This is a genomic window from Corallococcus sp. AB030 (assembly GCF_003668965.1).
Taxonomy (GTDB): Bacteria; Myxococcota; Myxococcia; order Myxococcales; family Myxococcaceae; genus Corallococcus; species Corallococcus exiguus.
In genome coordinates, this window is sequence record NZ_RAWQ01000001.1 from 77,157 (window position 1) to 103,516 (window position 26,360).

General features: G+C 70.4%; 20 protein-coding genes. 8 read left to right on the forward strand and 12 right to left on the reverse strand.

Annotation, left to right across the window (positions count from 1 at the left end; all coding sequences use genetic code 11):
- Window positions 1–9: 9 nt before the first annotated feature.
- The 3 genes from D7Y15_RS00345 to D7Y15_RS00355 form a co-directional block, all read right to left on the reverse strand.
- Complete coding sequence (locus D7Y15_RS00345) at window positions 10–1,848, reverse strand: glycoside hydrolase family 15 protein (RefSeq protein WP_121751338.1); 1,839 nt, start codon at window positions 1,846–1,848, stop codon at window positions 10–12.
- Between the two features lie 169 nt (window positions 1,849–2,017).
- Window positions 2,018–3,415 (reverse strand): hypothetical protein, encoded by a 1,398-nt coding sequence (locus D7Y15_RS00350; RefSeq protein ID WP_121751339.1) that lies wholly within the window; start codon window positions 3,413–3,415, stop codon window positions 2,018–2,020.
- Window positions 3,416–3,564: 149 nt separating this feature from the next.
- A complete protein-coding gene (locus tag D7Y15_RS00355; protein WP_147452057.1) occupies window positions 3,565–3,897 on the reverse strand; it encodes a hypothetical protein in 333 nt (110 codons plus the stop codon).
- Between the two features lie 9 nt (window positions 3,898–3,906).
- Here D7Y15_RS00355 and D7Y15_RS00360 point away from each other — a divergent pair, with 9 nt between their 5' ends.
- The 3 genes from D7Y15_RS00360 (at window position 3,907) to D7Y15_RS00370 (ending at window position 7,030) form a co-directional block, all read left to right on the forward strand.
- The gene (locus D7Y15_RS00360; RefSeq protein ID WP_147452056.1) at window positions 3,907–4,743 is read left to right on the forward strand and encodes a hypothetical protein; all 837 of its coding nucleotides are present in this window, start codon (window positions 3,907–3,909) and stop codon (window positions 4,741–4,743) included.
- A gap of 102 nt (window positions 4,744–4,845) precedes the next feature.
- The gene (locus D7Y15_RS00365) at window positions 4,846–6,087 is read left to right on the forward strand and encodes a hypothetical protein (RefSeq protein WP_120576511.1); all 1,242 of its coding nucleotides are present in this window, start codon (window positions 4,846–4,848) and stop codon (window positions 6,085–6,087) included.
- Window positions 6,088–6,196: 109 nt separating this feature from the next.
- The gene (locus D7Y15_RS00370; protein WP_126936248.1) at window positions 6,197–7,030 is read left to right on the forward strand and encodes a hypothetical protein; all 834 of its coding nucleotides are present in this window, start codon (window positions 6,197–6,199) and stop codon (window positions 7,028–7,030) included.
- Here D7Y15_RS00370 and D7Y15_RS00375 read toward each other — a convergent pair.
- The 5 genes from D7Y15_RS00375 to D7Y15_RS00395 are packed head-to-tail and all read right to left on the reverse strand — an operon-like array spanning window position 7,002 to window position 13,082.
- Window positions 7,002–7,982 carry an ABC transporter substrate-binding protein gene (locus tag D7Y15_RS00375; protein WP_147452055.1) on the reverse strand — a complete coding sequence of 327 codons (981 nt, stop codon included), beginning with the start codon at window positions 7,980–7,982 and terminating at the stop codon, window positions 7,002–7,004. The two genes, D7Y15_RS00370 and D7Y15_RS00375, sit on opposite strands and share 29 nt — an antisense overlap.
- On the reverse strand, window positions 7,979–9,031 hold the full coding sequence (locus D7Y15_RS00380; protein WP_121751340.1) for a hypothetical protein: 1,053 nt from the start codon (window positions 9,029–9,031) through the stop codon (window positions 7,979–7,981). Before D7Y15_RS00380 ends, D7Y15_RS00375 begins: the two co-directional genes overlap by 4 nt.
- Window positions 9,028–11,091, reverse strand: a complete 2,064-nt coding sequence (locus D7Y15_RS00385; protein WP_121751341.1) for an MFS transporter — start codon at window positions 11,089–11,091, stop codon at window positions 9,028–9,030. Before D7Y15_RS00385 ends, D7Y15_RS00380 begins: the two co-directional genes overlap by 4 nt.
- Window positions 11,088–11,846 carry a cache domain-containing protein gene (locus D7Y15_RS00390; protein ID WP_120576506.1) on the reverse strand — a complete coding sequence of 253 codons (759 nt, stop codon included), beginning with the start codon at window positions 11,844–11,846 and terminating at the stop codon, window positions 11,088–11,090. Before D7Y15_RS00390 ends, D7Y15_RS00385 begins: the two co-directional genes overlap by 4 nt.
- A gap of 15 nt (window positions 11,847–11,861) precedes the next feature.
- Entirely contained in the window at window positions 11,862–13,082 is a 1,221-nt protein-coding gene (locus D7Y15_RS00395) for a porin (protein WP_233604790.1), read from the reverse strand.
- 142 nt (window positions 13,083–13,224) lie between these two features.
- Here D7Y15_RS00395 and D7Y15_RS00400 point away from each other — a divergent pair, with 142 nt between their 5' ends.
- The 4 genes from D7Y15_RS00400 (at window position 13,225) to D7Y15_RS00415 (ending at window position 22,159) form a co-directional block, all read left to right on the forward strand.
- Window positions 13,225–15,540, forward strand: coding sequence for an MFS transporter (locus D7Y15_RS00400; protein ID WP_121751342.1), 2,316 nt, complete (start codon window positions 13,225–13,227; stop codon window positions 15,538–15,540).
- Window positions 15,533–16,717 carry an ABC transporter substrate-binding protein gene (locus D7Y15_RS00405; RefSeq protein WP_120576503.1) on the forward strand — a complete coding sequence of 395 codons (1,185 nt, stop codon included), beginning with the start codon at window positions 15,533–15,535 and terminating at the stop codon, window positions 16,715–16,717. Before D7Y15_RS00400 ends, D7Y15_RS00405 begins: the two co-directional genes overlap by 8 nt.
- A complete protein-coding gene (locus D7Y15_RS00410; protein WP_121751343.1) occupies window positions 16,714–21,450 on the forward strand; it encodes a CHAT domain-containing protein in 4,737 nt (1,578 codons plus the stop codon). Before D7Y15_RS00405 ends, D7Y15_RS00410 begins: the two co-directional genes overlap by 4 nt.
- A gap of 97 nt (window positions 21,451–21,547) precedes the next feature.
- Entirely contained in the window at window positions 21,548–22,159 is a 612-nt protein-coding gene (locus tag D7Y15_RS00415) for a glycoside hydrolase family 19 protein (RefSeq protein WP_120576501.1), read from the forward strand.
- A gap of 61 nt (window positions 22,160–22,220) precedes the next feature.
- Here the strand turns inward: D7Y15_RS00415 and D7Y15_RS00420 are convergent, their stop codons facing one another.
- Both D7Y15_RS00420 and D7Y15_RS00425 read right to left on the reverse strand, forming a co-directional pair.
- Window positions 22,221–22,643 carry a hypothetical protein gene (locus D7Y15_RS00420; RefSeq protein ID WP_120576500.1) on the reverse strand — a complete coding sequence of 141 codons (423 nt, stop codon included), beginning with the start codon at window positions 22,641–22,643 and terminating at the stop codon, window positions 22,221–22,223.
- Between the two features lie 122 nt (window positions 22,644–22,765).
- Window positions 22,766–23,071: a hypothetical protein gene (locus D7Y15_RS00425; protein WP_120565777.1), complete on the reverse strand. Its 306-nt coding sequence runs from the start codon at window positions 23,069–23,071 to the stop codon at window positions 22,766–22,768.
- A 183-nt stretch (window positions 23,072–23,254) separates the two neighbouring features.
- Between D7Y15_RS00425 and D7Y15_RS00430 the strand changes: the two genes are divergently transcribed.
- Entirely contained in the window at window positions 23,255–24,706 is a 1,452-nt protein-coding gene (locus tag D7Y15_RS00430) for a hypothetical protein (protein WP_121751345.1), read from the forward strand.
- A gap of 73 nt (window positions 24,707–24,779) precedes the next feature.
- On the opposite strand, the gene D7Y15_RS00435 is transcribed toward D7Y15_RS00430, so the two are convergent.
- Both D7Y15_RS00435 and D7Y15_RS00440 read right to left on the reverse strand, forming a co-directional pair.
- Complete coding sequence (locus D7Y15_RS00435; RefSeq protein WP_120576498.1) at window positions 24,780–25,106, reverse strand: hypothetical protein; 327 nt, start codon at window positions 25,104–25,106, stop codon at window positions 24,780–24,782.
- A gap of 36 nt (window positions 25,107–25,142) precedes the next feature.
- On the reverse strand, window positions 25,143–26,285 hold the full coding sequence (locus D7Y15_RS00440) for a patatin-like phospholipase family protein (RefSeq protein WP_158628967.1): 1,143 nt from the start codon (window positions 26,283–26,285) through the stop codon (window positions 25,143–25,145).
- Window positions 26,286–26,360 lie beyond the last annotated feature (75 nt).

Consider the following 26,360-nt stretch of genomic DNA (forward strand, 5'->3'; position numbering starts at 1 on the left):
GGAGCCGCGTCAGGCGCGGGGCTCGGTGAGGGTGTAGGCCGCGTTGACGAGCGAGAAGTGGCTGAACGCCTGCGGGAAGTTGCCCAGCTGCGCGTGCAGCTTCGGCATGTACTCCTCGGCGAGCAGGCCCAGGTCGTTGCTCAAGGACAGCAGGTGTTCGAACAGCCGCCGGGCATCCTCGAAGCGCCCCATCATCTGGTACGTGTCGGCGAGCCAGAACGAGCACGCGAGGAAGGTGCCCTCCTCTCCACTGAGCCCGTCCACGGAGCCGGTAGCGTCCGGCTTGAAGCGGAGCACCAGCCCGTCCTGGAGCAGTTCGCGCTCGATGCTCTCCACCGTGCCCACCACCCGTGGGTCCGTTGCCGGAAGGAAGCCGGTCAGCGGGATGTAGAGCAGGCTCGCGTCCATGTCCTTGCCGCCGTAGTACTGCGTGAAGCTGTTCAGCTCGCGATTGAACCCCTGCGCGCAGACCTCCTCGAAGATGGTCTCCCGGGCTTCCAGCAGCCGCTCCATCGGGGCCGCCATCTTCGTCTCATCCGAGGCCTTGATGGCCCGGTCGAGCGCCGCCCACGCGGCCACCTTGGAGGCGGTGAAGTGGCGATTGGGTCCGCGCATCTCCCAGATGCCCTTGTCGGGATTCTGCCAGACCTTCATCGCGTGCTCGGCGACGTTGAGCAGCGCGCGCTGCGCGACGGGGCCGACCTCGCCGAAGTATTTCGCGCCCGCGTAGAGCACCGCGGCCACCTCGCCGAGCACGTCGAGCTGGAACTGGTTGTAGGCCCCGTTGCCGATGCGCACGGGCTTCGCGCCACCGTAACCATCGAGCCAGTCCAGCGTGGACTCCGTGAGGCGGCGCTCGCCTCGGATTCCGTACATGATCTGCATCTGGGCGGGGTCTCCCGCGATGGCGCGCATCACCCACTTCCAGAACGAGGATGCCTCGTCGCGCAAGCCCGCGCGCGACAGGGCGTTGTGCGCGAGCGCGGCGTCGCGCAGCCACGTGAAGCGGTAGTCCCAGTTGCGTTCGCCTCCCGGCGTCTCCGGGAGCGACGTGGTGGGCGCGGCCACGATTCCGCCCGTGCTCTCGTAGCTGCAGGCCTTGATGGTGATGAGGGAGCGGACGACCTCGTCGCGGTACCTCGGCGGCGGGACGATTTTCGACGCCCACTGGGTCCAGTAGCGGTCGGTCTCCTGTTCGGACTGGTCCGCATCCAGGTTCGGCGGGACCTGATCCAACCACGAGTAGTTCCAGCTCATCACCCAGGAGAACCGCTGGCCCTCGGTCACCTCGAAGTTCGAGACCAGGGGGGACGCCGTATCCCTGTCCGTGCGCCGGAGGAAGATGGCGTCCGGGCCGGCGAACGCACGGAGCGAGCCGCCCACGCTTTCTACCTTGGGGATGGAGCGGCCAAAGGCGAAGCGTGGCGTCAGCTTCGAGTGCATCGCCACCGTCCCCTTCACCCCCACGACGGTCCGGACGATCCTGGGGAACTCCTGGCCGACAGGCATGAAGTCGATCAACCGGACGGAGCCCGAGGCGCAGGTGAACTCCGTCTCGAGGATCAGGGTGTCCTTCCGATAGCGGCGGGTGATCTTCTGGATGGACTCCCTCGGTGCGAGCGCCCACTCACCGTTCTCCTCCGTCCCGAGCAGGCTCGCGAAGCAGGCGTCCGAGTCGAAGTCTGGCAGGCACAACCAGTCGATGGTCCCGTCCCGAGCGACCAATGCCGCCGAGCGCATGTTTCCGATGAGCGCGTGGTCCTCGATCTTGCGGTTCGTCTGGACCCCCAGCTGAGCTGGGATGACAGGCTCCTGGGCCTTCTGTTTCTGCGTGATTTGTTCCGCCATTGCGTTGGCTCCCGTATGCCTCATGATCAAGCCTTGACGCTGGCGCCCGGGGCGCGGAGGCGCAACCGCCGCGGCGGAGGGAGAGCGACCGCTTGGTGCTCCGGGGGCGAGCAGCTCCCCGAAGCTCATGGCCTCCCCGTGATGGCGGCTGGGAGAAGATCGAATCAACCTACTTCCAGGTGAGCATCGGCAAGGTCGGGATCTTCAGGAAGTCTTCGGGAAGGGGATTGTCCCGCGTCTTGCTGACCGTGACGAAAATCCACGGATGATCGCTGTAGTAACCGCTTTCGAGCGACTGGTCGCCGATCACGGGGCGCGCGATACCGGAGAGGCGGGTGGGCTCGATCTGGGTCGAGTCGTTGGTCACCACCGCGTTCATGAACCGCTGTGGCGTGTCCTGGCTGGTATTCGACGCGCGCGTCGACACCACCTGCTCGATCCGGTCTCCGACGGAGATGTATTGCGGACCCGACGCATACTCGGGCATGAACTGCGGATTGAAGGAGCAATCGAAGTTGAAGTCGCCGATCAGCAGGTCGGCGCCGCTGAGCTTGCTCCACGCGATCTTCTCCTCAAGCACCGCGCGCGCTTTCTCATCGTTGTTCTTGCACGCACTGACGTACTTGGACGAGAAGTGCACGCCACACGCGACCAGCTTGATACCCGCCAGCTCCTTGGTGACCAACAAGACATTCTCATTGTTGTTGGTGACGGCTCTCTTGGCTGAAAACCGGGCTTGCTTCTCCTCACTGTCGCGGTGGGCGGAGCGGACGTAGCCAGTGATCTGCTGCTTCCAGTCCTTGACCCCGCCTTGGTCGTTGTAGGGGAGCGCCGACTCGTCCATTCGCAGGTACTTGACGTCATGAACGGTCAATTCGTCGGGGAACTTGTTGTAGTTCAGTTCCTCCGACAGAAAAATCAGCTCTGGAAACACCTTCGGAACCAGCGAGGGGGGCGTCAAGTGCTGGGTGCAGCCACATTTGACACGGGATTGACGAGACCCAACCGCCACGTGAGTGAAGAGCAACTTCTCCCAGTCGCGATCGTGCTCCGAACCGAGCTTGTCGACGGCCGCGCACGCGATGACGTCGTAGTTGATGTCCCATCTGACCTTGTTCTCCACGGTCTTCGACAGCAACGGATTGGCTCCTTCCGGTCGAAACGCCAAGGTCACATTGGAGTTGGTCGACATGCTCACCAGCTCCTTCGGTGTCATCGGAGGCATGAGGTCGAGATTGCGCTTCTCCAAGAATGCCTGGTCGAATGGCATGCGCCGGAACGAGTCCTTTTCCGACAAGAAGATCTCGCCGCGCGTGCCGGAGTCCGAGAGGCCCTTTTGCGTCCGGGAGGTGCCGCCCGCGTCGAACGGAATGAACAGCACGGACAGCGCGCTGTGCTGGCGCTTGCGCTTCTTGAGAATCGCGGAATCGTTCGAGCCCGAGGGCTGATTCGTCGCTTCGTACTCCGCCCGGCTGCGCTTCTTGGAGCTCGTGCCCGGTTGTTTGGAACAGTCGCAGCGTCCGAACGAGAAGGGCGGGAGCGGGGCACCACAGTTCGTGCAGTTCATGGCGAGAACTCCAATCGACCTCGAGGAATGGGCAGCTCGTACCCGGTGTCCCCCAACGGCCCCCAGCGCGTCTGGGAATGCGCCGAGGTCCGCCAGGGGATGTCCCCAGCAGGCGCGTCGCGGAGACGGACCGCGACGTGCCCCGGAGCTCAGTCGATGATGGGCCCCGGCGACCCGCCGCCGCAGCCCCGGCTCATCTCGCAGAAATTGAGGGGGGCATACCCGATGCAACACTCGTCGGCGCTGGTTCCACACGCGACGCCACACTTCGGGCGGCAGTCCGCGTTGCGGCTGCTCGCCGAAGGATAAACGCAGACACCGTTGCCCCCATTGCAGAGGGAATAGGGCGCGGCCCCCACGTTGCAGACGTTGATGGCGTCCTCCCGGGAGGCGAGCTCGGCCGGCGAATCCACATCCGCCTCCGTGCCACCACAGCCCACCAGCAGGACCGCCGCCAACAATCCCTTCAGCATCTTTGACATGATTCCTCCATGAATCGCCGCCACCGACGAGGCTTCCATCCTACGGGGCGTCCGCCCCAGCTCAAATCCGGAGTTCCAGGCCCAGGAGCGCCTCCGCGCCCCAAGCCCCTTCCCCACCGTGCCGCCCTCCTCTCCTGCCTGCTGCTCGCGGCGGCGTGTGGCCGGCGCCTGGAGTCCGACCGCACCGAAGCCGTGGGCTCCGCCACCGTCCGCCACGTGAGGACCTGCAAGTGGCTGGACTGGGAGAACAACTCCTGCCGGGTGGACTCCGTGATGACGGCGGGCTCCCGGCGCATCGAGGGCGTCTATTTCACTTCGGCGAGCCCTCACGGGGAGCTGGCCCTCGTGAACCTGATGCAGGGGGACAGCCTGCTCGTCGACACGCGCTCCGGAGCGATCCGCGCGACGCTGCCCGCCCAGACCAGCGTCAAGGAGTGGTGCGGCGACGCGGAGCTCGTCGTCTCCCCGCTCGTGAAGGACACGGACGCCACCGGGGAGTTCGGGGGCTCCCACCTGGTGCACGTGTGGATTGAGCACGACACGGAGGTCCATCGCTCCACCATCTACCAGGGCCCGCGCCACGTGCCCCGGGTCCTCTGTGGCCCCGAGCACACGGTGGCGCTCGCGCTCTCCACCATCCGCGAAGGACCGCCCATCGATCTGTTCCGCTGGAGCGCGGACCAGGGCCTCCAACTCGTGGAGACATGGCCCGGGGAGATCCAGGGAGGAAGTGCCTCCGACCTCGTCCTCTCGTGGACCGGCGCGGGCCGGCCGGACTGGTGCGCGCGCAGCCGCCCCTACTCGCTCGACACCTGCGTGCCACCTCCCCGGCCCTCTGTCCCCTGAGCCCCCGAGGTCCCCTCTCCTTCACAACGGGCTCCTGCTTCGCGTCCTGGCTCCAACGCCTATCGGAGCGGGCGCTCAAAGCTCCAGAGGGAGAGGTCTTCGATGAGCCTGGTGAAACAGCAGGGCATCCTGAGCCCGGGTACGCAATACGCCAAGGACGCGGATGTCATCATGACGGCGGCGGTCCTCGGGTGGGCCTGGAGCCGTCTCACGAACGCGGACGTGAACAAGCGGCACGCGCGGGTCGACTTCGAGGTGGAGGACGGCCACAAGCTGTCCGAGCAGGAGCTGCGGGAGAAGCCGCTGGACCCCACCCACCTCTCCGCCATCCAGAAGCTCAACCAGCTGCTGCAGGCGTCAGGACTCAAGCCCGACCAGAAGGTGGTGCTGGGCAAGACGCCCATCTGGACCACCGGCGGCCGCATCACCGGCGGCTCCGGCGACAAGAACCCCGCCGACGCCTACCGCTACGACCCGCCGCTGCCGGACGGCACCGCCGCCAGGCTGTTCCTGCTGGCCACCCAGGCGGACACCGCGGACAAGCTGGGCTACCAGGGCCGCGGCGCCTACACGGGGTTCATCGATGGCCGGACGGATGGGCAGACCGGCTTGATGAGCACCTTCCGGCACAACGTGCCGTTCGACATCACCTACGGGCGGCGGTGGCATCCCCCGGAGGCGCTCCCGGACAAGCCCTGGGGGATGATCGGCGCCGCCAATGAGCAGGACAACAATGACCCGGCGAAGCCCGGGCTCAAGCAGCAGGGCATGCACTTCGAGGGCCCGGCGCCCCAGCGCAACCGCGACATCTGCGCGTACACGCACGGGATGATCCAGGCCATCTACGACGTGCGCGTCAACAAGCTGGCCAACGACCTCAGCCCGAACAAGAAGACGCCCTACAACCCCGGCACGCCGTATGAAATCGCCGTGGGCAAGAAGACGACGAAGCTGGCCTCGTGCTTCCCCTGCAGCATCTTCATGGAGGCCACCGGCCACCCGGCCTCCTCCACGCACCTGGGCCGTGGCGAGTCCTGGAGCCCGATGTATCCGCCCCCCAACTCCACCACCACGCAGCACAAGGCCTGGCAGGCGTGCAACACGCAGTGGCAGGACTACTGCAAGACCATCATCGACGCCGGGCTCCAGTGCCTGAAGAAGGCCCCGGCCCAACTGAAGGACGAGTGGAAGCTCAGCGTGGGCGCGCTCGACCTCTACCTCAATGGTCCGAACGGGGTGAACAAGACGCCGGCCACCGCGGCCCAGGCCTACGCCAACCTCATCCTCGATGCCGTGACGGTCCACGACTCCGAGGTGAGTCGCATCAACCGGACCCTCAAGTAATCACACGCATGCGGTGACTTCAGACAGGCCTCACGGGGTAAGCGCCCCGTGGGGCTTCTTTTATTTCCGCTGGGAATCACAGCCTCGCCGCCGGTGCCGTCCTGGCGGCATGATCCGAACGCACATCGCAGAGGCTTGTGAAACAAGGGACCTGGCGCTGTTGGACGCGGTGGTCTTCGTCATCCGGACGCAGGGCCCCCTCACCCGGGCGAATCACCTGGAGGCCTGGCGCGGCGTGCTGGGCGACCCGGAGGTCATCGATCCACGGCGCGAGTTGCTCGCGGATCGCCTGGCGCGCCGGACCGCCGCCCCGCTGGAGGGCGACGCCTTCTTCGCGTCGCTGCGCGTGCGACTGCCGGACGGCCCCAACCGCCTGCTGGCCTACGGACTGGCGCTGCGGGCCGCGACCGCGCACGGCGGCCACCCGGGTCCGGCGCAGCTGCCGCTGGCCCAGCTGTGCCGCGAACTGGGACTGACACAGGCCCAGGCCCGCGACATGCGCCTGGGCATCATGGATGGCATGTCCCCCGTCGCGCTGGCGGCGGAGCCCGCCCACCCGCGGCACGCTCGCGTGCTGGAGGCGGTGCTGCTGGCGGCGGGGATGGAGGCCCACCTGACGGAGGCGGAGACGTTGGCGCTGGAGGCGTCACGGGAGGATGCGTCCTTCCTCCAGGAGCTCACCGGCCAGCTGCTGCATCGCATCGCCTTCGGTTCCCAGGTGGCTTCGCCGTTGGAGGCGCTGTGCCAGCGGCTGACGGACATCGCGCTCGCACCCGCGACCCTCGCGCAGCGCTGGGGCACCCTGCGGCTGGCGTACTGCTTCTCTCACGCGGTGGGCCACGACCTGGGCCAGCAGCTCATGCTCGACCTGCTGCAGGAGCTGCTGCACCTGGGGACCGTGGAGGCGGCCCGCGCTACCGCTCGCGAATCCGCGCGTACCTGAGGATGTGCATGGGCGGGTACAGCCCCAGCGCGTGCGCGGCCGGCATGTTCACCTCGAAGGAGAAGCGGGACAGCGTCTCCACGGGCAGCTCCGCCGGTGAGCGGTGCTCACGCAGTATCTGCGTGGCCTTGAAGCCCGCCAGGCCCCCGACGTTGTAGAAGGGCGCCACCAGGCCCATCATGCCGCCCGCCTCCAGCTGCACCTCGATGGCGCAGAAGGTGGGCAGGCCCAGGCGGATCGCTTCGTCCATCAGCAGCTGGCTGTGCGGCGCGAAGAAGTTCACCGGAGGCAGGTACACCAGGTCCGGCCTCCGGGCCGCCAACGCCTGCATCATCGCCGGCAGGCGCGCCGCGTCCGGCTTCCCGTCCTTGCCGAGCGGATGCACCGCCACCAGTTCGATGCCCGCCTGCGCGGTGAGCTGCGTGAGCTTGTCGAACATGTTGCGCTGGGACGGCTCGGACGGGTTGTAGGCGACGCCCAGCCGCTTGAGCGGCATGAACGACTGCATCGCCTTGAGTTGCACCGGCAATGAGGCCACGTGGATGGCGCCGGTGAGGTTGCGCCCGGAGCCCTCCAGTCGCGTCACCAGCCCCGAGGCGATGGGGTCCGACACCATGGCGAAGACCACCGGGACGTCGGTGATGTGCCGCGCGGGATCCACCTCGCCCAACCGGCCCACGAGCCCCTCCGTCACCAGCGTGCTCTGGGCGTAGATGAGGTCCGGACGCCGCGCGCGAATCTCCTGGATGACCGCCGGCAGCCGGTTCGCGTCGCCTTCGATGTTGCGGACGGTGAACTCCACCTCCAGCCCCGCGCTGAGCAGGTAGTCCCGGAAGCCCTGGTCCGCCTCCGCACCGGTGCGGTGGATGACCATGAAGACGCGGTACGGCGCGGCGGAGGCGGAGGCCGCCGACAGCAGGACGAGCGCGGAGAGGAAGGCGCGGGCCGTCATCGCCCCGCCTCCGTCCGGGCGGACGCGCTCCGCCACATCCGGCCCTGGCGGTCCAGGCTGTGCCGCAGGATGTGCTCGATGACATCCGCCTGCCGGAACCCCGCGTTGCGCGCGGTGAACATCACCGCCGCGTGGCTGCCCAGGTTGCAGCCGATGTTGAACTCCAGGAGGAACAGCTCGCCGGTGTCGCGGTGCTGGCGGAAGTCGACGCGCAGGTAGTCGAAGTCCCGCACCGCGGCGCACAGCCGGAGCGCGTACGTCCGCAGGGTCTCCGCCAGCGGCCCCTCAGGCGCCATGCGGCGTTCACGCCCGCCGTCCAGCATCCGCTTCTGCCGGTGGGTGACGATGCCGTGCGGCAGCGAGGAGGTCTCCTCCGCGACGCCCAGCACGATGGGCTCCTCACCGCCCAGCACCGGCACCGTCAGGTCCAGGCCGGGCACCAGCTGCTCCACGAGGCAGGCCTGGCCCAGGTCCTGGAACAGGCGCAGGCGCTCGTGCAGCCCGGCCTCCGTCTCCTGGATGCTGTCCTCGGAGATGCCCACGGACGCGGCGCCAAAACGCGGCTTGATGATCCACGGCCCCCGGAAGTCCGGCGCGGGCGGCAGCTTCCCCTCCGCCGGGCACGTCACCCAGGGCGCCGTCGGGATGCCCAGCGAGCGCGCCATCAGCTTGGTGAGGTGCTTGTCCTCCGCCAGCGCGCGGATGTTGGGCGGCGCGCCCAGGTAGGGGACCTGCAACCATTCACAGAACGCCGACGTGAAGACCTCCGAGTTGCGGACCGGCGCGCGGTTGAGGAGCGTGAAGACGTAGTTGGGTTCGCTGCGGAGGTGGACCAGGTCCTCCAGCGAACGGCACGGCGAGCACCGCAGGCCCAGTCCGGTCAGCGTGTGGAACAGCTCGTGGTTGTAGCGCGGGAGCACGCCGTGCTCCGGGTGCAGTTCCGGCCACGGGGCTCCGGGGTCCGGCGCGTACTGCGCGAGGAACAACACGTCCAGGTGCTCGCGCTGCGTGGGCGTCAGCTTCAACAGGTTCTGGGTGATGGCGGTCATGGAGCTTTCGGAGTGGGAGTGGTGGGTGGAAGGGAACGCAGGAAGAGGTAGGCGGCGAGGCCCGCGGTGAGCGCGAGCATCCCGACGCCGATGACGTGGGTGCTGCGCACGAAGCCGCTGGCGCCCAGCAGCGCGGCGGCGAGCAGCGGGCCGACGAGGCTGCCCACCCGCTCGATCATCCGGAAGACAGACAGGAGCGAGTCCAGGCCGAACCCGGCGCACTCCTCGGCGAAGAGCGGCGGGATGCTGGCGAGCAGCGGCGTGGCCGCCAACGCCTGTCCCAGGCCCACCAGCAGCACCGCGGCCAACAACTGCCACGAGCCACCGGCCGACGCGAACAGCAGCACGCCCAGCCCGGAGAGCCCGCCGCCCACGAGCATCATCCCCCGGTGCCAGCCATGGCGGTCCGCCAGCAGCGACACCACCGGCGTGGCGAACACCGTGACGATGAAGTAGCCCATCATCAACCGGCCGATGGCGGCTTCCGTGAAGCCCATCGCATGCAGGCGCAGGGGCGTCAGGTAGAAGAGGAAGCCCGTCAGCACCAGGCGCGCCGGCATGGCCGCCAGCAGGATGAAGAGCAGCACGCGCCCGCGCTTGAGGATGCCCAGGTAGGCCGCCATCGCGCGGGGCTCTCCCTCCTCCCTCGCCCGGACAGGCCCCAGGTCCGGAGCCAGCAGCAGCACCAGCGCCATGGCCAGGCCCACCAGCGCCGAGGCCACCCCGAACGTCGCCGCGTAGCCGATGCGGTCCGCGAGGATGCCGCCGATGGCGGTGCCACAGACGCTGGCCGCCGTGGACGCGCCCACGAAGACGCCCATGCTCCGCGCGCCGTGGCTCTGCTTCGACGTGCGCGCCACGTGCAAGAGCGCCGTGGTCGTCACGATGCCGTAGCCGCCCGCGGTGACGACACGCCAGAAGAAGAGCTCCGTGAGGCTCGACGCGAGGCCTGTCATGAACAGGCCCAGGCCGGCGGGCACCATGCCCACCAGCATCGCCACGCGGCTGCTCCGGGTGTTGAGCAGGCGCCCCGCCAGCGGCGTGCACACCACCATCGCGGTGACCCACAGCGACATGGGCAGCGCCACCATGAAGCTCTCGGAGAAGTACGGGCTGGGGTGGTACAGCCGCTTGACGAAGAGCGGCCAGAACGAGCGCGACAGCTCCGAGCCGAAGAGGAAGACGAACAGCGGCAGCCGCAGGTCGCTCGTCCCGGGCTCCTCCAGCGCGGCGGGGGCCTTCGGGTCTCCGAAGCGGAAGCGCTCGCGCAGCGTCGCCAGCTCCGGCGCCGCGCGTTCGTCCAGCGCCGCGTGGCGGCGGTTGAGGCCGCGCACCAGCCTGCCCGCGGAGGCCAGCGCCCGGGTGGCCTCGTCGTGCAGCCGCACCCGGGCCTGCCGCGTGAAGTCCCCCGCGCCGCCCAGCTCCAGCAGGCGCCGCAACAGCCGCAGCGGCCGGATGACCAGCAGGCCCATCAGCGCCATGAGCACCTCCACGGTGACCAGCGCCGTCACGAACAGGGTGATGAGGACGTCGGTGTGGATCTCCTGGAGCCGCTGCTCGGCGTACGTCGCGTCGATGCCCAGGTGCAGCTGGCCGATGACGCGCCCCCGCGACACCACGGGGTGGACCAGGTCCAGGTCTCCGTCCAGGCGCGCCAGACCGCGCGCCTCCTCGATCGCGTGGGCCTTGAGCACCTTGTCGAAGAAGGACGCGGGCTTCGCCTTCAGGTCCCTGGACGCGTACAGCAGGTGGCCGTCCGGCGAGGCGAAGCCGATGTAGCGGATCTCCTCGTGGCCCAGGGCCGCGTCATCCAGGTAGGCATCCGCCGCGCCCAGCCGGTTCACCGGGATGCCCAGGTCCGCGGCGCGGTGGAACTGGAGCGCCACGGTCTGGGCCAGCGTCTCCGCCTTGGCGCGCAGGTCCGGCCGCAGTGACTGCTCGAACAGGCGCGAGGCCTGGATGGACGCCGCCACCAGCGTCGCCACGATGAGCAGCGTGGGCAGCAGGCTCACTTTCCAGATGCGGCTCCGGGACAGACTTCCGTCGTTCGTGGAGCTCATGCCGGGCCCTCCAGCGAGCGCTCCGCGCGGGCCAGGGCCAGGGAGGCCTCCTGGTAGCGCGCGTCGAAGGCACGCAGCGCCTCGTCGGCCGGGGGCGTGTGCGCCGGACCGTCCATGTTCCGGAAGGCCTGCTCCATCGCCTGGAAGCGCTGGCCCAGCGGCCTCAGCAACATCCACATCAAGGCGCAGACGAGCGAGAAGCCGATGGCCAGGGGCCACAGCGCCTGACGGGCGAAGGTGTGGAGAAAGGCGCTCGCGCGCGCATCCAGCGCCTTGCGGTCATAGGCGATGAGCACCAAGCCCACGGGCTGGCTGAAGGGGTTGAGGATGGGCGCGCCCACCAGCAGGGCCTCGCGGTCCGAATGGCTCCAGGTGCCTCCGTGCGCGGCGGCGGCGGCCTCGAACCAGGCGGCCCGCTCCCGGGCTGAGCCGGGCAGGTGGGTGGTGGCGTGCAGCCCGCTCTGGAACAGCACCGTGCCCCGGCGGTCGAGGATGGCCACGCCCCGGATGTCCGGGTCCATGCCGGACACGCGGGTGAGGATCTGCTGCGCGTCGCGGACGGCGGGCAGGGCCAGCCCCAGGTCGATGGCCGCCTCGGTGGAGGCCTTCGCGTCCAGCGCCAGCACGCGCAGCCGTGACTGCTGGAGTTCCCCGAGCGTCGTCTCGAACTTGGCGAAGTTGAGCAGGACGACCAGCGCGATGGAGAAGCACAGGATGGCCGCCGTCGCGGCCCCCAGCTTGAAGAACAGACTCATGGCCCCGGCTCCCCTCTAGAAGAACCACTGGATGCGCATGAGGAACTCGTCGTAGGGCGCGCGCCCCCCGGCGAAGACGTACCGGCTGGCGTTGAACATCCAGCGGGTGTTGGTGTTGAGGTACCAGTTGAGGCCGGCGGTCACCTCCTGGAGGCGCTCCTCGGAGGGCCCGTCGTGGCCAGGCAGTCCCTCGAAGCGCAGCCGCGCGAAGCCGTAGCGCAGCCCCAGCTCCCAGGCGCCCGCGCCGTACTTGTCCGCGCCCGGATCAAACGGCCGCTCCGGATCCACGCCCCGCTCCTGTTTCTTCTCGCCCGTCAGCACCCACGTGCTGGACACGTAGAAGGCCTGCGAGCGCAGCCCCGCCAGGTGCACGCGCCGGTCCTCCTTGCCCAGGTCCGCGGCGGTGAGCCAGCCTTCGCGCGAAGGAGAGAAGAAGCGGGCGTACTCCACCTTCAGCGACGTGGGCCCCTGGAAGGAGACGAAGTCCGCGCCCAGGCGCCACTCGGGTGGAACGACGAACAGGCCCGTGGCGCCCGTGGCGTACGTCAGCTTGTACTGGGGCGCCGTCAGGAAGGAGAAGCCCGTGGGCAGCTTGCCGCGCGCCTCCTCCGGCAGGTTGTCGCCCAGCGCGCGGGTGGCGCTCACCGCGACGGAGATGCCCTCCGCCGGCACCACGGCGATCCGGCCCGCCAGCATCTTCCCGCGATCCTCGTCGCGCGCCTTGCTGCTCGCCTCGTTGAAGAGGCCCAGCCAGTACTCCACGCGGTTGCCGGCCAGCTCTCCGTGGAGCGCCATGCCCTGGTCGTACCGGGGCAGCACCAGGGAGAAGAGGAGGGATTGCTCGACGAAGTCCAGGAAGGTGGAGGAGGTCTCCAGCCACTCGTAGCCGAAGGGGACCTTGAGCCGGCCCGCGCGCAGCCGCAGCCAGGGCGCGGCGCGCAATTCCAACCATGCGTCCTGGTAGAGGGGCGTGTCACGCAAGCCCACGTCGGTGATGAGCCGCACGTCCGCGAAGGGCGCCAGCGTGCCGGACAGGTTGATGCGCGCGCGGCGGACGTAGAAGGTGCTCGCGAGCCCATCGTCGGTGGGCGTCAGCCGCAGGTCCGTCTGCAGACCCATGCCCACGCGCAGCGCGGACCGGCCGTCGCGGCTCTGGAGGACGGTGGCCCCCGTCGGCGGCGGGGCTTCCGCGCGAGCCTGGGTGGCCAGCAGGAATATTGATACAAAAACAGACATCAAGACAAAGGCACGCATTGGGGGTGTGGGCATGCCCGTGGGACGGCACATAAATGCCTTTGTGAACCGTTCACACCGACAGGGGCCAGGCCGTCCTTGGAGACAGGGCGCGGCACACGAAGCCGCCTTTCGCGAGTGAACCATGTCTGTCCATTCCCTCCGGCACGGGCGCGGGTTGCGCCGGGCCCGGCTTGGCGCCCTCCTCCTGGTGCTGGCCGCCTCGCTCGGAGGGGTCGTCGCCCTGGGACTGGGCGAGGCGTGGCGCGGGGATGCCCGCCTCCAGTTCGAGCGGCTCGCGGCGCAGGGCGCGATCCTCCAGGGGCCGGTGGAGATGTTCCTGCGCGTGGGCATGGCGCTGGAGCAGTTCACCGGCTTCACCCAGTTGGCGCGCACGCTGCGCCAGGCGGACCCCACGCTGGAGGCGGTCCGCGTCCTGGACGACCAGGGCCGGCTGCTCTTCTCCGAGCCCCCTGGCCCGGAGGTTCCTGCCACCGCGGCCCACCGCGTGCCTCCCCTGCCCCACCAGCGCTTCGCGGTGACGGAGGACGCGCACTCCTTCCGCGTGTCACTGCCGCTGTCGGACCGCTTCGGGGAGGTGGGCCGCCTGGAGCTGGTGATGTCCCGGGAGGCGGTGTCCCAACGGGTGCTGCGGCGCTTCCAGCCCCTCTTCACGCTGCTGGGGGGATGTCTGCTGTTCCTGGGGGCCTTCGTGTCGGGCGCGCAGCGACTGTGGATGCGGCATCCCCGGCGCTGGCTGGGCGCGGCGTTCTCCTTGTGCTTCCTGGCCCTGACGCTGGCCACGTCCCTGGCGCTTGCGGACCTCTATTCGGATGGGCTGCACCAGCGCACCAGCAGCCTGGCGCATTCGCTGGCGCGGCGGCTGAACGAGGCGGCGCGGCTGGGCCTGACGCTCTCCCACCTGCGGGGCCTGGACACCCTTCTGGAGGAGTACCAGCGCACCAACGCGGACCTGGGCTCACTGGCGCTCATCGCGGATGAGCGGGTGCTCGTGCAGGTGGATGCAGGCGCTGGGCGCACGGGAGACGAGCGCTTCGAGTACACCATCGACCTGGAGCTCACGGAGGGCCCGTGGAACCTCCCCGTGCGTCTGGAGGTGGACGCCGCGAAGGGCGCGCTCCAGGCACGGCTGTGGCGCACCGTCCCCGGCTTCCTCTTCCTCTTCGCCGCCTCGAGTCTGTTGGGCCTGCTGGTGCTCGGAGCACTGTCGCCCCTGCCCCGGCGTGGCTCTGGCTCGCGCGTCTTCGAGCAGCGGACGGTGGGCCGGCTCCAGCCCCTCGCCTTCCTCGGGGGCTTCCTGGAGGGGCTCCCGTTCGCATTCCTCCCCGTCGCCGCGGAGGCCCTCCTCCCGGGCGGCGGCGCCGCGCTGCTCGCCGTCGTATTCCAGGGGGCCTGCGCGCTCGCGCTCGTCCCCTCCGAGCGTTACGCGCGGCGGGGTCACCTCGGGCGCTGGCTCGTGGTGGCCCTGGGCGTGTCCACCGCGGCGTTCGCGTTGATGGCGTTCACTTCGGACCTGCGCGCGTGGCTGGTGCTGCGCGGGCTCTGCGGGTTCGGGTTGGGGGCGCTGGCCGCCGGGACGCGGGCGTATCTGCTCGCCGCGCTTCCTCCGGGACAGCCGCCCCGGCGCATGGCGCGGCTCAGCCTGGCCCGGGGTGGCGGCCTGCTCGCCGGCACGGTGCTGGGCGCGCTCGTGGCGGCCCACCTGGGCCCGTCCCCGGTGTTCCTGTTCGCGGCCCTCTGTGGCCTGGGCGCGCTCGCGTATTCGCGGCACTGGCTGCCCCCCGTGGAAGCTCGGGACCGGTCCGCCGGGCCTCGTGCCTTCCGCGCATCCCTCACGCTTCCGCCCCTGCCTCCGGGGGCGTGGAGTCCGCGCGATCACCGCTGGGCGCTGCTGTTCGTCGGGCTGCCGTCGTGGCTTTCGCGCGGGGGAGTGCTCGGACTCGTGTTGCCCCTATGGCTCGTGGGCGAGGGTCAGGACACGGACCGCATCGGGCAACTGCTCGCCCTCGTCGCGCTGGGCGCGTTGCTTCCCCATGCCGTACCGGCGCGCCTCGACGGGAGCAGGAGGCTGCTTCAGGGGGGCGTGCTGGGCACCGGGCTGTCACTGCTCGCGCTCGCGGCCTTCGGCTCGTTGGAGCCCGTCCGCGCGCTGGCGCTCTGCCTTCTGGGAATGTCCCTCGGGCTCGTTCACGTCCCGCTCGACCACCACGTCGAAAGCCAGCCGGCGGAGAGCACGCGCAGGCGCTCCTGGGCATCCATCACGCCGCTGCTCGGCGCGCTCGCGCAGTGCGTGGGGCCGCTCCTCGTCAGCGCCTTCTGGAGGCCCTCGGAGGATCCGCTCCCGGTGCTCGGAGGGCTGGGCGTCGGGGTGCTGCTGCTGGGGGCCGCCCATTCCTGGATGACCCGGGCCTCGCCCGGTCGCGAGGTGCGCCATGCGTGACTGGCTGCTGGGCCTGCTGTTGCTGCTGTGCGTGCCCTGTCCGGTCCAGGCACAGCCGGACGACATCTCCACCTGGGTGGCCCTGCCGCCGGAGACGCTTCGCGGCTGGCGGGTGGAGGCGACCGCGCAGCGGATCCTCATCACCCCTGAACAGCCACCCACGCCCCAGCTCCAGGTGCGCGAGGTGCTGGTGTTGCTCACCGTGGCCCAGAGCAGCCTCAACTGGATCCTGGAGGGCATGCTGCCCGTGCTGCGCAATCAACGCGTGCGGGTGGGCCTCACGCTCTACAAGCTCGGCACGGGCCGCGAGGAACAGGAGCGGATGCTGGCGCTGGCGGACTCCGGCCAGTTCGACCTCATCGTCGCCATGGGCTCGGACGCGACGCGCTTTCTCTACAACCGCTTCGGCAACCAGCCCACGCCAGTGGTGGCGCTGTGCAAGGCGCCGGAGCTGTGGCTGGGCTTCGAGGAAGGCGCTTCACAGCAGGCCAAGCCGGACAACATGGCCTTCGTCTCGCTGTCGCTCTCCCCCGACGTGCAGCTGCACTACCTCCAGGAGCTGCTGGGCCCGTTGAAGGCGCTGACGGTGGTGTACGACCGCCGCAACCAGAGCACGGTGGAGGTGGAGGCGGAGGCCATGCGGCGGCTGTCCGCGCGGGATGGCTTCCAGCTGCTGGAGCTGGCGGTGGAGGGCAAGCGTGGCGCGGAGGAGACGCTCTCCGAACAGCTTCCGCGCATGGCCCGCGCGATGCGGCAGATAGACCCCGACGGCCGGCACAGCCTCTTCTGGGTCACCACCTCCTCCGCGGTGTACGACGAACTGGAGCGCATCGACCGGTACTCCGAAGGCATTCCGGTGCTGGGCTCCGTGCGCGAGGCCGTGCGCGAGGGCAACTCCAGCGCGGTCATGTCCATTGGCGTGCCCTTCAAGAGCGCCGGCCAGCTGAGCGCGCGCTACATGCTGGAGGTGCTGGGCTCGCGCCTCCCGGCGTCGCGGCTGCCCATGGGCGTCATCTCCCCGCCGGACCTGGCCATCCACCTGCGGCGGGCGCGGCAGCTGGACATCAAGCTGCCCTTCCACTTCCTGGAGCAGGCCAGCTCCCTCTACGACCTGGATGGCCGGCTGGTGCGCCAGGACGGACAGCCCGCCGTGTCCGCTCCCGCGGCCTCGCCATGAGCGCCGCTGTCGCGAAGCCCGCGCCACTGGAGCTGCTGCTGGAGCTGGTCCGCGCGCAGGAGGCGGGCGACCCCTTCCACTTCCGGATGGAGCCGCAGGAGTACCTCTTGCGGCGCGCCCGGGGCAGCTACGCGCGCGCGGCGCTCGACTGGGAGCCGGCGCTCCTGTCGGACCTCGCGGAGCTGGAGAAGCCCCAGCCGGACCGCAACGTGGTGCAGCGTCTGGGGGAACGGCTGCGCGCCTTCCTGGAAGGCGTGGGCTGGGACGCGCAGGCCAACGACATCACCGCCGCCGTCCAGGCGGGGCGCCCGGTGCACCTCACCTTCCGCTTCGCAGCGGCGGAGCTCTTCGCGCTTCCCTGGGAGCTGCTCACGCTGGGCACCTCCGGGCGCACCGTGGCGGAGCTGCCCGGCGTCTTCATCCGCTACGAATGGCCCGCGACCGGAGACGTGCCCACGCAGGGCACCTCCCAGCAGGGCCGCGTCCTCTTCGCCTGGTCCGCCGCTGCAGGCCAGGTGCCGGCCCGCGCGCATCAGCGGGAGCTGAGCGAAGCCTGTCGAAAGGGCGCGTACCCATTCGAGCCGGACCGGGACGTCCTGCCGCACGTCTCGCTGGCGTCGCTGTCGGAGGCGCTCAACCGGCCCGGCGAACCCGTGTCCGTGCTCCACCTGCTGTGCCACGGCGGCCGGCGCGGGCAGACGTATGGATTGCTCTGGGACGCGTCATGGGAGGGAGGCGAACCGGAGCTGGTGGACGGCGCGACGCTGCGTCAGCTGCTCATGCCCCACGCGGCGACGTTGCGGCTGGTGGTGCTGTGCGCGTGCCAGAGTGGCGCGGGCGCGACGGACAACCACCTGGGCAGCGTGGCCCAGGCGCTCCATCGCGCGGGACTGCCCGCGGTGGTGGCCTCGCGCCTGCTGCTCTCCGTGCCGGGCTCCGTGGTGCTCACGCGCGCCCTCTACCGCGCGCTGCTGGTGACGCCCGCGTCGCTGGAGGAGGCAGTGGGGCACGCCCGCCGACTGCTGGCGCTGGACACCACCGCGGTGGATCACATCTCGCTCCAGCTCTACGCGCGCGCGGAGCACGGCGGAGACACGCGCCCGGTGGCGCTCCGGCCCTACCGGGGCCTGCTGCCCTTCCAGCAGGAGGACCGCCGCTTCTTCTTCGGCCGCGAGTCGCTCCAGCAGGAGCTGCTCCAGCGCGTCCACGAGGCGGTGGAGGGCCAGCGTCCCCGCTTCCAGGTGCTGGCCGGCGTCTCCGGCAGCGGCAAGTCCTCGCTCGCCCTCGCGGGTCTGCCCCAGGAGCTTCGGGCCGCGGACTGGGAGGTGCGGCTGCTCAAGCCCGGACAAGGCGCGGCGGAGGCGCTCCACGAGGTGCGCCAGTTCCCACCCGAGCGCTGGCAGCTCTTGCTGGTGGACCCCTTCGAGGACCTCTTCACCGCGATGGAGTCCCCGGCGCGCCGCGACCTGGCCACCGCGCTGTGGAGCCTCGCGAAGGATCCGGAGCGCCGGGTGGTGGTGCTGGCCACGCTCCAGGTGGACTACCTGGGACGCTGCGGCGACCTGGTGGTGGACGAGGAGGGCACGCGCCTGGACGCAGCCGTGTATTCGGACGCCCACCGCCTCTTCGTCACGGAGCTCCAGGGTGATGCGCTGCGAGCGGCCATCGAGGGCCCCGCGCACAAAGTGGGCCTGCGCTTCGAGGCCGGGCTGGTGGACCGGCTCCTCCAGGAGGTGGGGCAGGAGCCCGGGTCGCTGCCGCTGCTCCAGTACGCGTTGGATCAACTCTGGGAGGAGCGCGAGGGACAGCAACTCACCCACCGCGCCTACGCGGCCCTGGGCGGCGTCGCGGGGGCGCTGAAGCGGGCGGCGAACCGGCTCTATGGATCATTGCCCCCGAGCGCGCAGGAGCAGGCGCGCCGGCTGCTGGTGGAGCTGGTGGACTTCCAGGGCGGGCCCTCACATGGCAGGCGTCGGCGGGTGCGCTCGCAGCAACTGCGCCCCACTCCACCGGAGCCCCGCGCCGACTTCGACCGGGTGCTGAGCGTACTGCTCACCGCGCGGCTGCTGACCCGTGAAGAGGACGCGTCGGGCGTGGAGTGGTTGCAGCTGTCGCACGAGTCACTGCTGCGCACCTGGCCAGAGTTGGCGGAGTGGGCCCGCGCGGACCGCGAGCGCATCCAACACTTCCGCGAGCTGGAGTCCTGGGCCCGGGACTGGATCGCGCACCGGAGCGCTCCCGACGGCGGCGCGCCCTACCTGCTGTCCGGAAGCCGGCTGGGCTACGCGCAGGACGTCCTGCGGCGCTACAGCGAGGAGCCGGGCGAGGATGTCCTCCAACTGCTGGACGCCAGCGAGGCCTCCGCCGAGGCCCAGGACGCGTCCGCGCATCAGCGCCTGATGCGGATGCTGGTGGCCGCGCTGGTGGTGGCGGGAGGCATGGCGGCGCTCGCATGGAACGCGCGTCAGCTGGAGGCCCGAGCCCAGAGTGAGCGGCAGGAGGCGCAGCACCACGCCCAGCGCGCCCGGGACCTGGTGCTGCTGGACGTCGCCCGGAAGCTGCGGCGGGACAGTCCCACGCTGGCCCTGCTCATGCTTCGCGAGGTCCAGGAGCCCGGCCGGCTCCGGGGCTGGGCCCAGGATGTGTCCGCGGTCCTCCAGGAGCCGCTGAGCCGCGCGGTGCTGCGCGGCCACGCCCAGGCCGTGGTCCACGTGGAGGTCAGCTCGGACGGGCAGCGCGTGGTGACGGCGTCGAAGGACGGCACCGCGCGGCTGTGGCGGACCAGTGGCGAGGGTGCGCCGGTGGTGCTCACGGGCCACGCGGGGCCCGTCTACCACGCCACCTTCAGCCCCGCGGGAGGACAGCGCGTGCTCACCTCCTCGCACGACGGCACGGCGCGGCTGTGGAACACGGCGGACGGCGCGTTGCTGCACACGTTCCGGCACCGCGGCGTCGTGCAGTGGGGCGCCTTCAGCCCGGACGGCCAGCGCGTGGCCACGGCCTCGCGAGACGGGCTGGCGCGGCTGTGGCGGGTGGACGGCACCGGCGAGCCGCGGGAGGTGCGGCACCGGGGCGCCGTGCAGACCGTGGCCTTCAGTCCGGATGGGCGGTGGCTGCTGACGGCCTCGCTGGACGGCACCGCGCGCCTGGTTCGCGTGGAGGGGACGGAAGGCCCGCGCGAGCTGCCCCACTCCGCCCCCGTCACCTCCGCCACGTTCGACCCGGAAGGCACCCACGTGCTGACGTTGGCCCGGGACGGCGTCGCGCGCGTCTGGCCCATCAACGGCGCCACCGCCCCCGTGGCGCTGAAGGGACACCAGGGCGAGCTGACCACCGCGCGCTTCAGCCCCGACGGGCAATGGGTGGTGACCGCGTCGGTGGACACCACCGCGCGCCTCTTCCGGGCCGACGGGCGGGGCGAGCCTCGCGTGCTGCGCGGCCACCAGGGCGCCGTGCGCCTGGCCACCTTCGGGGGACCGCTGGGCGAGTGGATCCTCACCGTCTCCTCGGACACCACGGCGCGGCTGTGGTCCGCGCGCGAGGACACGCCGCCCCGACTGCTGCTCGGCCACCGGTCCACCCTGCTGTGGGGCGGCTTCGGTCCGGACGGCAAGCAGGTCGTCACCGCCTCCGTCGACACCACCGCGCGAGTGTGGCGTCTGGACGCGCCCCAGGATTCGCTCCCACTGCAGACGTCCGCGGGTTTCCTCTGGTCCGTGGCCTTCAGCCCGGACGGCACGCAGGTGGCCACGGCGTCGCAGGACGGGGCAGTGCGCCTCTGGTCGGAGGACGGCCGGGCCACGCACGTCCTCAGGGGCCATGCGCAGGACGTGCGCTCCGTGGTCTTCAGCCCGGATGGCCGGTGGCTGCTGACGGCCTCGCTGGATGGCACCGCGCGCCTGTGGCCAGCGGACGGAAGCACGGCGGGCCGGCGCGTGCTGACGGCCCAGCGCGAGCCCTTCTTCGGCGCCGCCTTCAGCCCCGATGGACAGCGCGTGGCGCTCGCATCCAGCCCGCGTGCCACCCGCATCGTGAGCGTGGCTGGGACGCAGCCGCCCGTCGCGCTGGAGGGCCACGGCGACCAGGTCCGCTCCGTGGCCTTCAGCCCCGACGGCCAGCGCCTCATCACCGCATCTCAAGATGGCACCGCCCGCATCTGGAGCGCGGAGGGGCGCCTCACCGCCACGCTCTACAGCCACGACGACTGGGTCCTCTCCGCCGCGTTCCACCCGAAGGATCCCACCCAGGTGCTCACGTCCTCGCAGGACGGCACGGCGCGCCTCTGGACCGTGGAGAACGGCCGCGTGCGAGGCGTGCGCGCGCTCCTGCGCCACGACGCGCCGGTGCCCTGGGCCGCCTGGAGCCCGGATGGCGGCCGCGTCGTCACCGCGTGCGCGGACGGCCGTGCCCGCGTCTGGCTCACGGACGCGCCCGGCGAGCCGTACCTCGTCCTCTCCGCGCACGAGGGCGAGGTGACCTCGGCCGTGTTCAGCCCCCGCGCGGAGGAGCCCCGGCTCGTCACCGGCTCCACGGACGGCAGCGCCCGGGTGTGGCGTCCGCGCGAGCCGCTCCCCATCGAGCGGCTCCAGGAGAAGCTCCAGGCGACCAGCTCCGCGTGCCTGACGCCCGGCGAGCGGCGCGGCCTGCTGGGCGACCTGCCCGCGAAGGCCCTGGAGGCCAACGCCGCGTGTGAGCAGCGGCACGGACGCGCACCGCTCCCGGACGAGCCCTGAAGCCTCACAGCGGCGCTCACAAATCCCAGACACCCGGCGTCTTCCAGGCACCCACGGCCCGGCCTCCGCCGGGGCCGGCAACCCGGGAGTCCACCCGATGGCCCTCTTTGGCTTTGGTTCCAAGTCCCCCAAACCCTCGCAGTCCGACGAGTCCACCGAGCCGAAAGGCGAAACATTCCAGGCGCTGACGCTGGAGCAGCTGCGTTCGTTCCTGACCCGGCTGCCCAAGGCGCGCGCGCAAGAGGTGCTGCCGCACCTGAACGACGCCATGTCCGAGGCCGGCATCAACACCCCGCGCCGCCAGGCCGCGTTCCTGGCGCAGCTGGCGCACGAGAGCGCCGAGTTCCGCTACTTCGAGGAGCTGGCGACCGGCCGCGCCTACGAGCGGCGCAAGGACCTGGGCAACGTCAAGCCGGGTGACGGCGCGCGCTACAAGGGCCGCGGGCCCATCCAAATCACCGGCCGCACCAACTACCGCGCCGCGGGCAAGGCGCTGGAGCTGGACCTGGAGGAGAACCCCGCCCGCGCGGCCGACCTGGACGTGGGCTTCCGCACCGCCGCCTGGTTCTGGAACAGCCGCAACCTCAACAAGCACGCCGACAAGGGCGAGTTCGACGCCATCACCCGGCGCATCAACGGCGGCTACAACGGCAAGGCCTCCCGCGAGGCCTACTACCAGCGCGCGCTGCGGCTGCTGGACAAGAAGTGATCTGAAACACGAAGAGCCCGCGACCTGAAGAAGGCCGCGGGCTCCGTTGTCGTCATGGCGTCTACTTGCGCTTGGACGGAGTGGACGCGGGCTCGGTCGTCGCTTCCTCCTCCGTGGAGGCGCTGCCGTCGGAGGACTCGACGGTGCCGCCCGCCAGGTGCTTGCCTCCGGGACGGAACAGCATGCGCACCGTGAGCTTGCTGGAGTCCTTTTCGTTGAGGTCGTGCAGGCGCGTGTGTTCCTTCTTGGTGCCGCCGCCGAAGAGGGAGAACCAGCGCTTGGGCTGCGGCTTGTCCTCGGGGATGTCGCTGTCCTGCTCCGTCATCTCGAACTCGAAGCTGGCGGAGACCTCCAGCTCCGCCACGGAGAAGGAATAGTGCTTTCGGGCCGTCTCCTCCGCGATGTCCAGCGAGGACTGGACGGCCAGGATGAGGTCGTGGATGAGGACTTGCGCGTGATCAGGCGTGGGATTGGGCTTTGCCATGGGATGGGATTGAGAAAGGAAGGGTGGATGGCGAACCGCCACCGCCAGTGCTCCAGAACGAAGCACCGGCGGCGACGGGTGTGTCTTGCTTCAGCGTGTTCCGGTCAGACAGACGGCTGGCTTCAGGCGCCGCCGCCGGTGCTGCCACCCTGGGCCGCGAGCAACGCCGCGGGCTTGATGGTGCACTTCACGGTGAGCCCCATGTGCTCCTTGTAGTCGAGCGTGAGCTTCTCCTTGATGCTCATGCGCCAGACGTTGAGGGCAACGTCCGTCTCGCTCTTGATCTCGAAGTCGCTCGTGAGGTTCACCTCGAAGTAGTACTCGGCGATCGTCATCGGATCCATGCCGGACGACATGAGGCGCTGCGCGGTGCGGGCGGCACCCGCGAAGGCGATGATGTAAGCGGACAGCTGGGCGGCGGACTGCATGGGCGTGCTCCTGGGATTGGGTTGACGGCGGATGTGCCGGGCACTGCGTCCACAGGACGTCGCACGCCATTTGTGTGTGAATGCCAACGCCAGACATCCCCGGCTCACACGGCCGCCCTCCGCCGCGTCCTGCCGTCACGCGCACGACTTCCCGGGCGCGCACGCCAGGAGCCATCCCCAAAGATGAGCACGCAGAACGTCGAGCTGTTGTTGTCCCACGCCGATTCACACGAGCCGGTGGCCCCCGACGGCCTGCCCGCCGACGCCGCGGCGCGGTTCCCTCGCGACGACGACGCGCAGGGGCGCGAGGAGAGCCACCTGTGGGACGACGGGGAAGACCCCAACTCCCTGCCCGCGCAGCGCTGGGGGCTGGTCGCGCCGGAGGGGTCTGAAGGCGACCGGCTGCTCGCGCTGATGGAGCCCCTGCGCCGGCACCGGCAGGAACAGCAGGACGGCCACCCGGTGCGCGTGTACCGGGTGAGCCCGGAGCTGGCGGCGGAGGGGCGGAACCTGGAGGACTTCACCCGCTGGGTGCGCGTCGTGCTGGACGACGAAGCGGTGCCCGTGGCGGACCGGCCCCGCTACCTGCTCTTCCTGGGGGACTTCCACCAGGTGCCCTTCGAGCTGCAGCAGGCCGCTTCCCACGACGCCTACGTGGGGCGGCTGGCCTTCCGGCGCGACGAGGACTACGCGGCCTACGTGGACAAGGTGCTGCGCTGGGAGAACGCGCCCTCCGCCGAGCGCCAGCCCCGCTCGCTCTTCTTCACCGTCCACGACGGCACCGCCGCGACGCAGACGGGCTACCAGTCATTGGTGGCCCCGGCCATCGCGTCGGCCCGGCAGGCGCGGGAGCTGGGCCGCTTCCCCGCGCGGGACGTGCTGGAGCTGGGCATGCCGGGAGAGCCCGGCGCCAACGCACTGCTGGAGCAGGCCGCGCACCAAGACCCCACCCTGCTCTTCTCCATGAGCCACGGCCTGGGCAGTCCCCGCGCGGGCTGGCGGAGCACCGACGCGAAGCTCGCGCTCCAGGGGGCGCTCAACCTGGGCGAAGGCCAGCACCTGGATGGCGCGGCGCTGGCCCAGCGGCCCTTCCTGCCCGGCGGCATCTGGTTCCTCTTCGCGTGCTTCGGCGCGGGCACTCCGTCGCGCAGCGCCTTCCATCACTGGCTGAAGCAGTTGCAGGCGGGAGGCCAGTTCAGCGGGAGGCTGGAGTCACTCACCGCGGCGCTGCCCCGGCCCGGGGAACGCCCCTTCGTCGCCGCGCTGCCGCAGTCCGTGCTGGCCAACCCCCAGGGACCGCTGGCGGTCATCGGCCACGTGGACCTGGCGTGGACGTATGGCTTCCAGGACCGCGACCACCGCCAGGGAAAGGTGTCCCGCTTCATGGAGCCGCTCCAGCAGCTGGCGCGGGGCCGGCGCGTGGGCCTGGGCCTGAGCTGGCTGCTGCGCGGGAGCCACCAGGCCAACCTGGAGCTGACCACGTTGTATGACCAGGAGGAGGCGGCCCGGAGCGCCGGGAAGCCCTCCACGGTGGAGCCGCTGCGGCGCTCGCACCTGTGGATGCTCCGTCAGGACCTGGGCGGCTACGTGCTCCTGGGCGACCCGGCCGTGCGTCTGCCATTGGCTCCGCGCTGACGTTTGGAAACAACAAGAACCCCGGGCGGCGCGCAAGGGCCCCCCGGGGTTCGAGCTTCGCGACGCCCAGGGCTCAGGTCGAGCGGTGCCCGCGGCGCTCCACACCGTGCAGCGTGAGGTTGCGCAGGGTGTCGTCGGCCAGCTCGAAGATGCTGGCCTGCGCCTTCAGCAGTTGGTCGTGCACCAGCTGCTCCAGCGCGTAGAACGGCGCCAGGGTCTCCAGCGCCTTGCGCGCCCACTCCTCGTGCTGCGAGCGCAGCGGCCGCGCGGCGGCGTCCCCCTCCACGAACTGGCGGGAGTATTCGAGCGCGGAGCGCTGGGCGGCGATGGCCTGGTGCAGGGCGCCCCGCCCCAGGTCCATCAGGTGGGCGTACGGATCGACTCTCTTCGCTTCGGTCATGGCATTGCTCCTTCGGGTCAAGACAGGTGGGTTCTTCTAGAGGCGGTGGACGACGGCGCCCCCTTCGGCCGGCGCCAGGTCCTCGTCACCGAACGCCTGGGGCCCGTTCGCCATGGGCTGCGTCCACGGCGAGGTCGCCAGGGCACGCTTCATGTCCCGGTAGCCGTCCGCCTGGCGCTCCGCGATGGAGGCGCGGGAGAACTCCGCATCGCTGCTGGAGATCTGGTGCTCACCGCGCTGGTACGTCAGGTGGATGATGTCCAGCCGGGGCGCGGGCTTCGCCAGGGGCTCGTCGCTGAACGCGAGCGGCGAGGACGCTGACATATGCCGCGTCACCCGGCTCGAGGTCTGGCGCAGGTTCCACACGGTCGCGAACTGGTCCACCTGCTGCGACGTGCGGCCCGCGAACTGGATGGACTTCATGCGCCAGCTCGCCTCGTCCATGTTCTGGGGCAGCGGCGCGCGCGCCTCGAACAAATCAATCATGAAGACCAGGGAGTGCCGCTGGGGCGGGTCGTCCAGGATGGCGTTGAGCGGCGTGTTGGTGACGCAGCCGCCGTCCCAGTACAGCTCCCCGTCGATGAGGCTGGGCGGGAAGGCGGGCGGCAGCGCGCCGCTGGCGAGCACATGGTCCGGCCCCAGGGCGCTTCGCGTGTTGTCGAAGAACACCAGGTGGCCGTCGCTCACACGGGTGGCACCCAGGCTCAGCCGCGTCGCACGGGAGTTGATGTATTCGAAGTCCACCAGCCGCCGCAGCGTCGAGCGCATGGGCCGGGTGGAATAGAAGCTCAGCGCCTCCGGAGAGCCCGGCGGCGCGAGCAGCGGGGACAGCGCGCGGGGCGCGTAGAAGCCGGGCTGGCCGAAGAGCAGGCTGGTCATGTGGCTGCCCAGGTTGAAGAGCTGGCGCAGACGGCCCTTGAAGAGCGAGCCCCACTCACTGCCCGGCCAGGACACCTCGCGCCAGAACGCCTCCAGCCGCTCGATCCGCTGCTCCGGGCGGTTGCCCGCGACCAGCGCGGCGGTGAAGGCGCCAATGGAGATGCCGGAGACCCAGTCCGGATGCAGGCCAGCCTCCTCCAGGGCCTGATAGGCCCCCACGTGGTAGGCGCCCAGGGCCCCGCCGCCTTGAAAGACGACGATGACCTGCGGGCGCTCCTGGGGTGCTTGCGGCTGTGTCATGGATGTCCTCTCGCGAATGCTGCGGTGGAGTGCTGCCCCGGAGGAGCGGGGGGCTGATGGATCCCAATCCACCCT

What these genes read in the sequence shown, in the direction of transcription:
- D7Y15_RS00400 (WP_121751342.1), top strand. Translation starts at nt 13,225, where the DNA reads ATGTCTGTCCATTCCCTCCGGCACGGGCGCGGGTTGCGCCGGGCCCGG.
- D7Y15_RS00355 (WP_147452057.1), bottom strand. Translation starts at nt 3,897, where the DNA reads ATGTCAAAGATGCTGAAGGGATTGTTGGCGGCGGTCCTGCTGGTGGGC.
- D7Y15_RS00395 (WP_233604790.1), bottom strand. Translation starts at nt 13,082, where the DNA reads ATGTCTGTTTTTGTATCAATATTCCTGCTGGCCACCCAGGCTCGCGCG.
- D7Y15_RS00435 (WP_120576498.1), bottom strand. Translation starts at nt 25,106, where the DNA reads ATGACCGAAGCGAAGAGAGTCGATCCGTACGCCCACCTGATGGACCTG.
- D7Y15_RS00415 (WP_120576501.1), top strand. Translation starts at nt 21,548, where the DNA reads ATGGCCCTCTTTGGCTTTGGTTCCAAGTCCCCCAAACCCTCGCAGTCC.
- D7Y15_RS00405 (WP_120576503.1), top strand. Translation starts at nt 15,533, where the DNA reads ATGCGTGACTGGCTGCTGGGCCTGCTGTTGCTGCTGTGCGTGCCCTGT.
- D7Y15_RS00345 (WP_121751338.1), bottom strand. Translation starts at nt 1,848, where the DNA reads ATGGCGGAACAAATCACGCAGAAACAGAAGGCCCAGGAGCCTGTCATC.
- D7Y15_RS00410 (WP_121751343.1), top strand. Translation starts at nt 16,714, where the DNA reads ATGAGCGCCGCTGTCGCGAAGCCCGCGCCACTGGAGCTGCTGCTGGAG.
- D7Y15_RS00440 (WP_158628967.1), bottom strand. Translation starts at nt 26,285, where the DNA reads ATGACACAGCCGCAAGCACCCCAGGAGCGCCCGCAGGTCATCGTCGTC.
- D7Y15_RS00375 (WP_147452055.1), bottom strand. Translation starts at nt 7,982, where the DNA reads ATGACGGCCCGCGCCTTCCTCTCCGCGCTCGTCCTGCTGTCGGCGGCC.
- D7Y15_RS00365 (WP_120576511.1), top strand. Translation starts at nt 4,846, where the DNA reads ATGAGCCTGGTGAAACAGCAGGGCATCCTGAGCCCGGGTACGCAATAC.
- D7Y15_RS00390 (WP_120576506.1), bottom strand. Translation starts at nt 11,846, where the DNA reads ATGAGTCTGTTCTTCAAGCTGGGGGCCGCGACGGCGGCCATCCTGTGC.
- D7Y15_RS00425 (WP_120565777.1), bottom strand. Translation starts at nt 23,071, where the DNA reads ATGCAGTCCGCCGCCCAGCTGTCCGCTTACATCATCGCCTTCGCGGGT.
- D7Y15_RS00385 (WP_121751341.1), bottom strand. Translation starts at nt 11,091, where the DNA reads ATGAGCTCCACGAACGACGGAAGTCTGTCCCGGAGCCGCATCTGGAAA.
- D7Y15_RS00430 (WP_121751345.1), top strand. Translation starts at nt 23,255, where the DNA reads ATGAGCACGCAGAACGTCGAGCTGTTGTTGTCCCACGCCGATTCACAC.
- D7Y15_RS00350 (WP_121751339.1), bottom strand. Translation starts at nt 3,415, where the DNA reads ATGAACTGCACGAACTGTGGTGCCCCGCTCCCGCCCTTCTCGTTCGGA.
- D7Y15_RS00370 (WP_126936248.1), top strand. Translation starts at nt 6,197, where the DNA reads ATGATCCGAACGCACATCGCAGAGGCTTGTGAAACAAGGGACCTGGCG.
- D7Y15_RS00360 (WP_147452056.1), top strand. Translation starts at nt 3,907, where the DNA reads ATGAATCGCCGCCACCGACGAGGCTTCCATCCTACGGGGCGTCCGCCC.
- D7Y15_RS00380 (WP_121751340.1), bottom strand. Translation starts at nt 9,031, where the DNA reads ATGACCGCCATCACCCAGAACCTGTTGAAGCTGACGCCCACGCAGCGC.
- D7Y15_RS00420 (WP_120576500.1), bottom strand. Translation starts at nt 22,643, where the DNA reads ATGGCAAAGCCCAATCCCACGCCTGATCACGCGCAAGTCCTCATCCAC.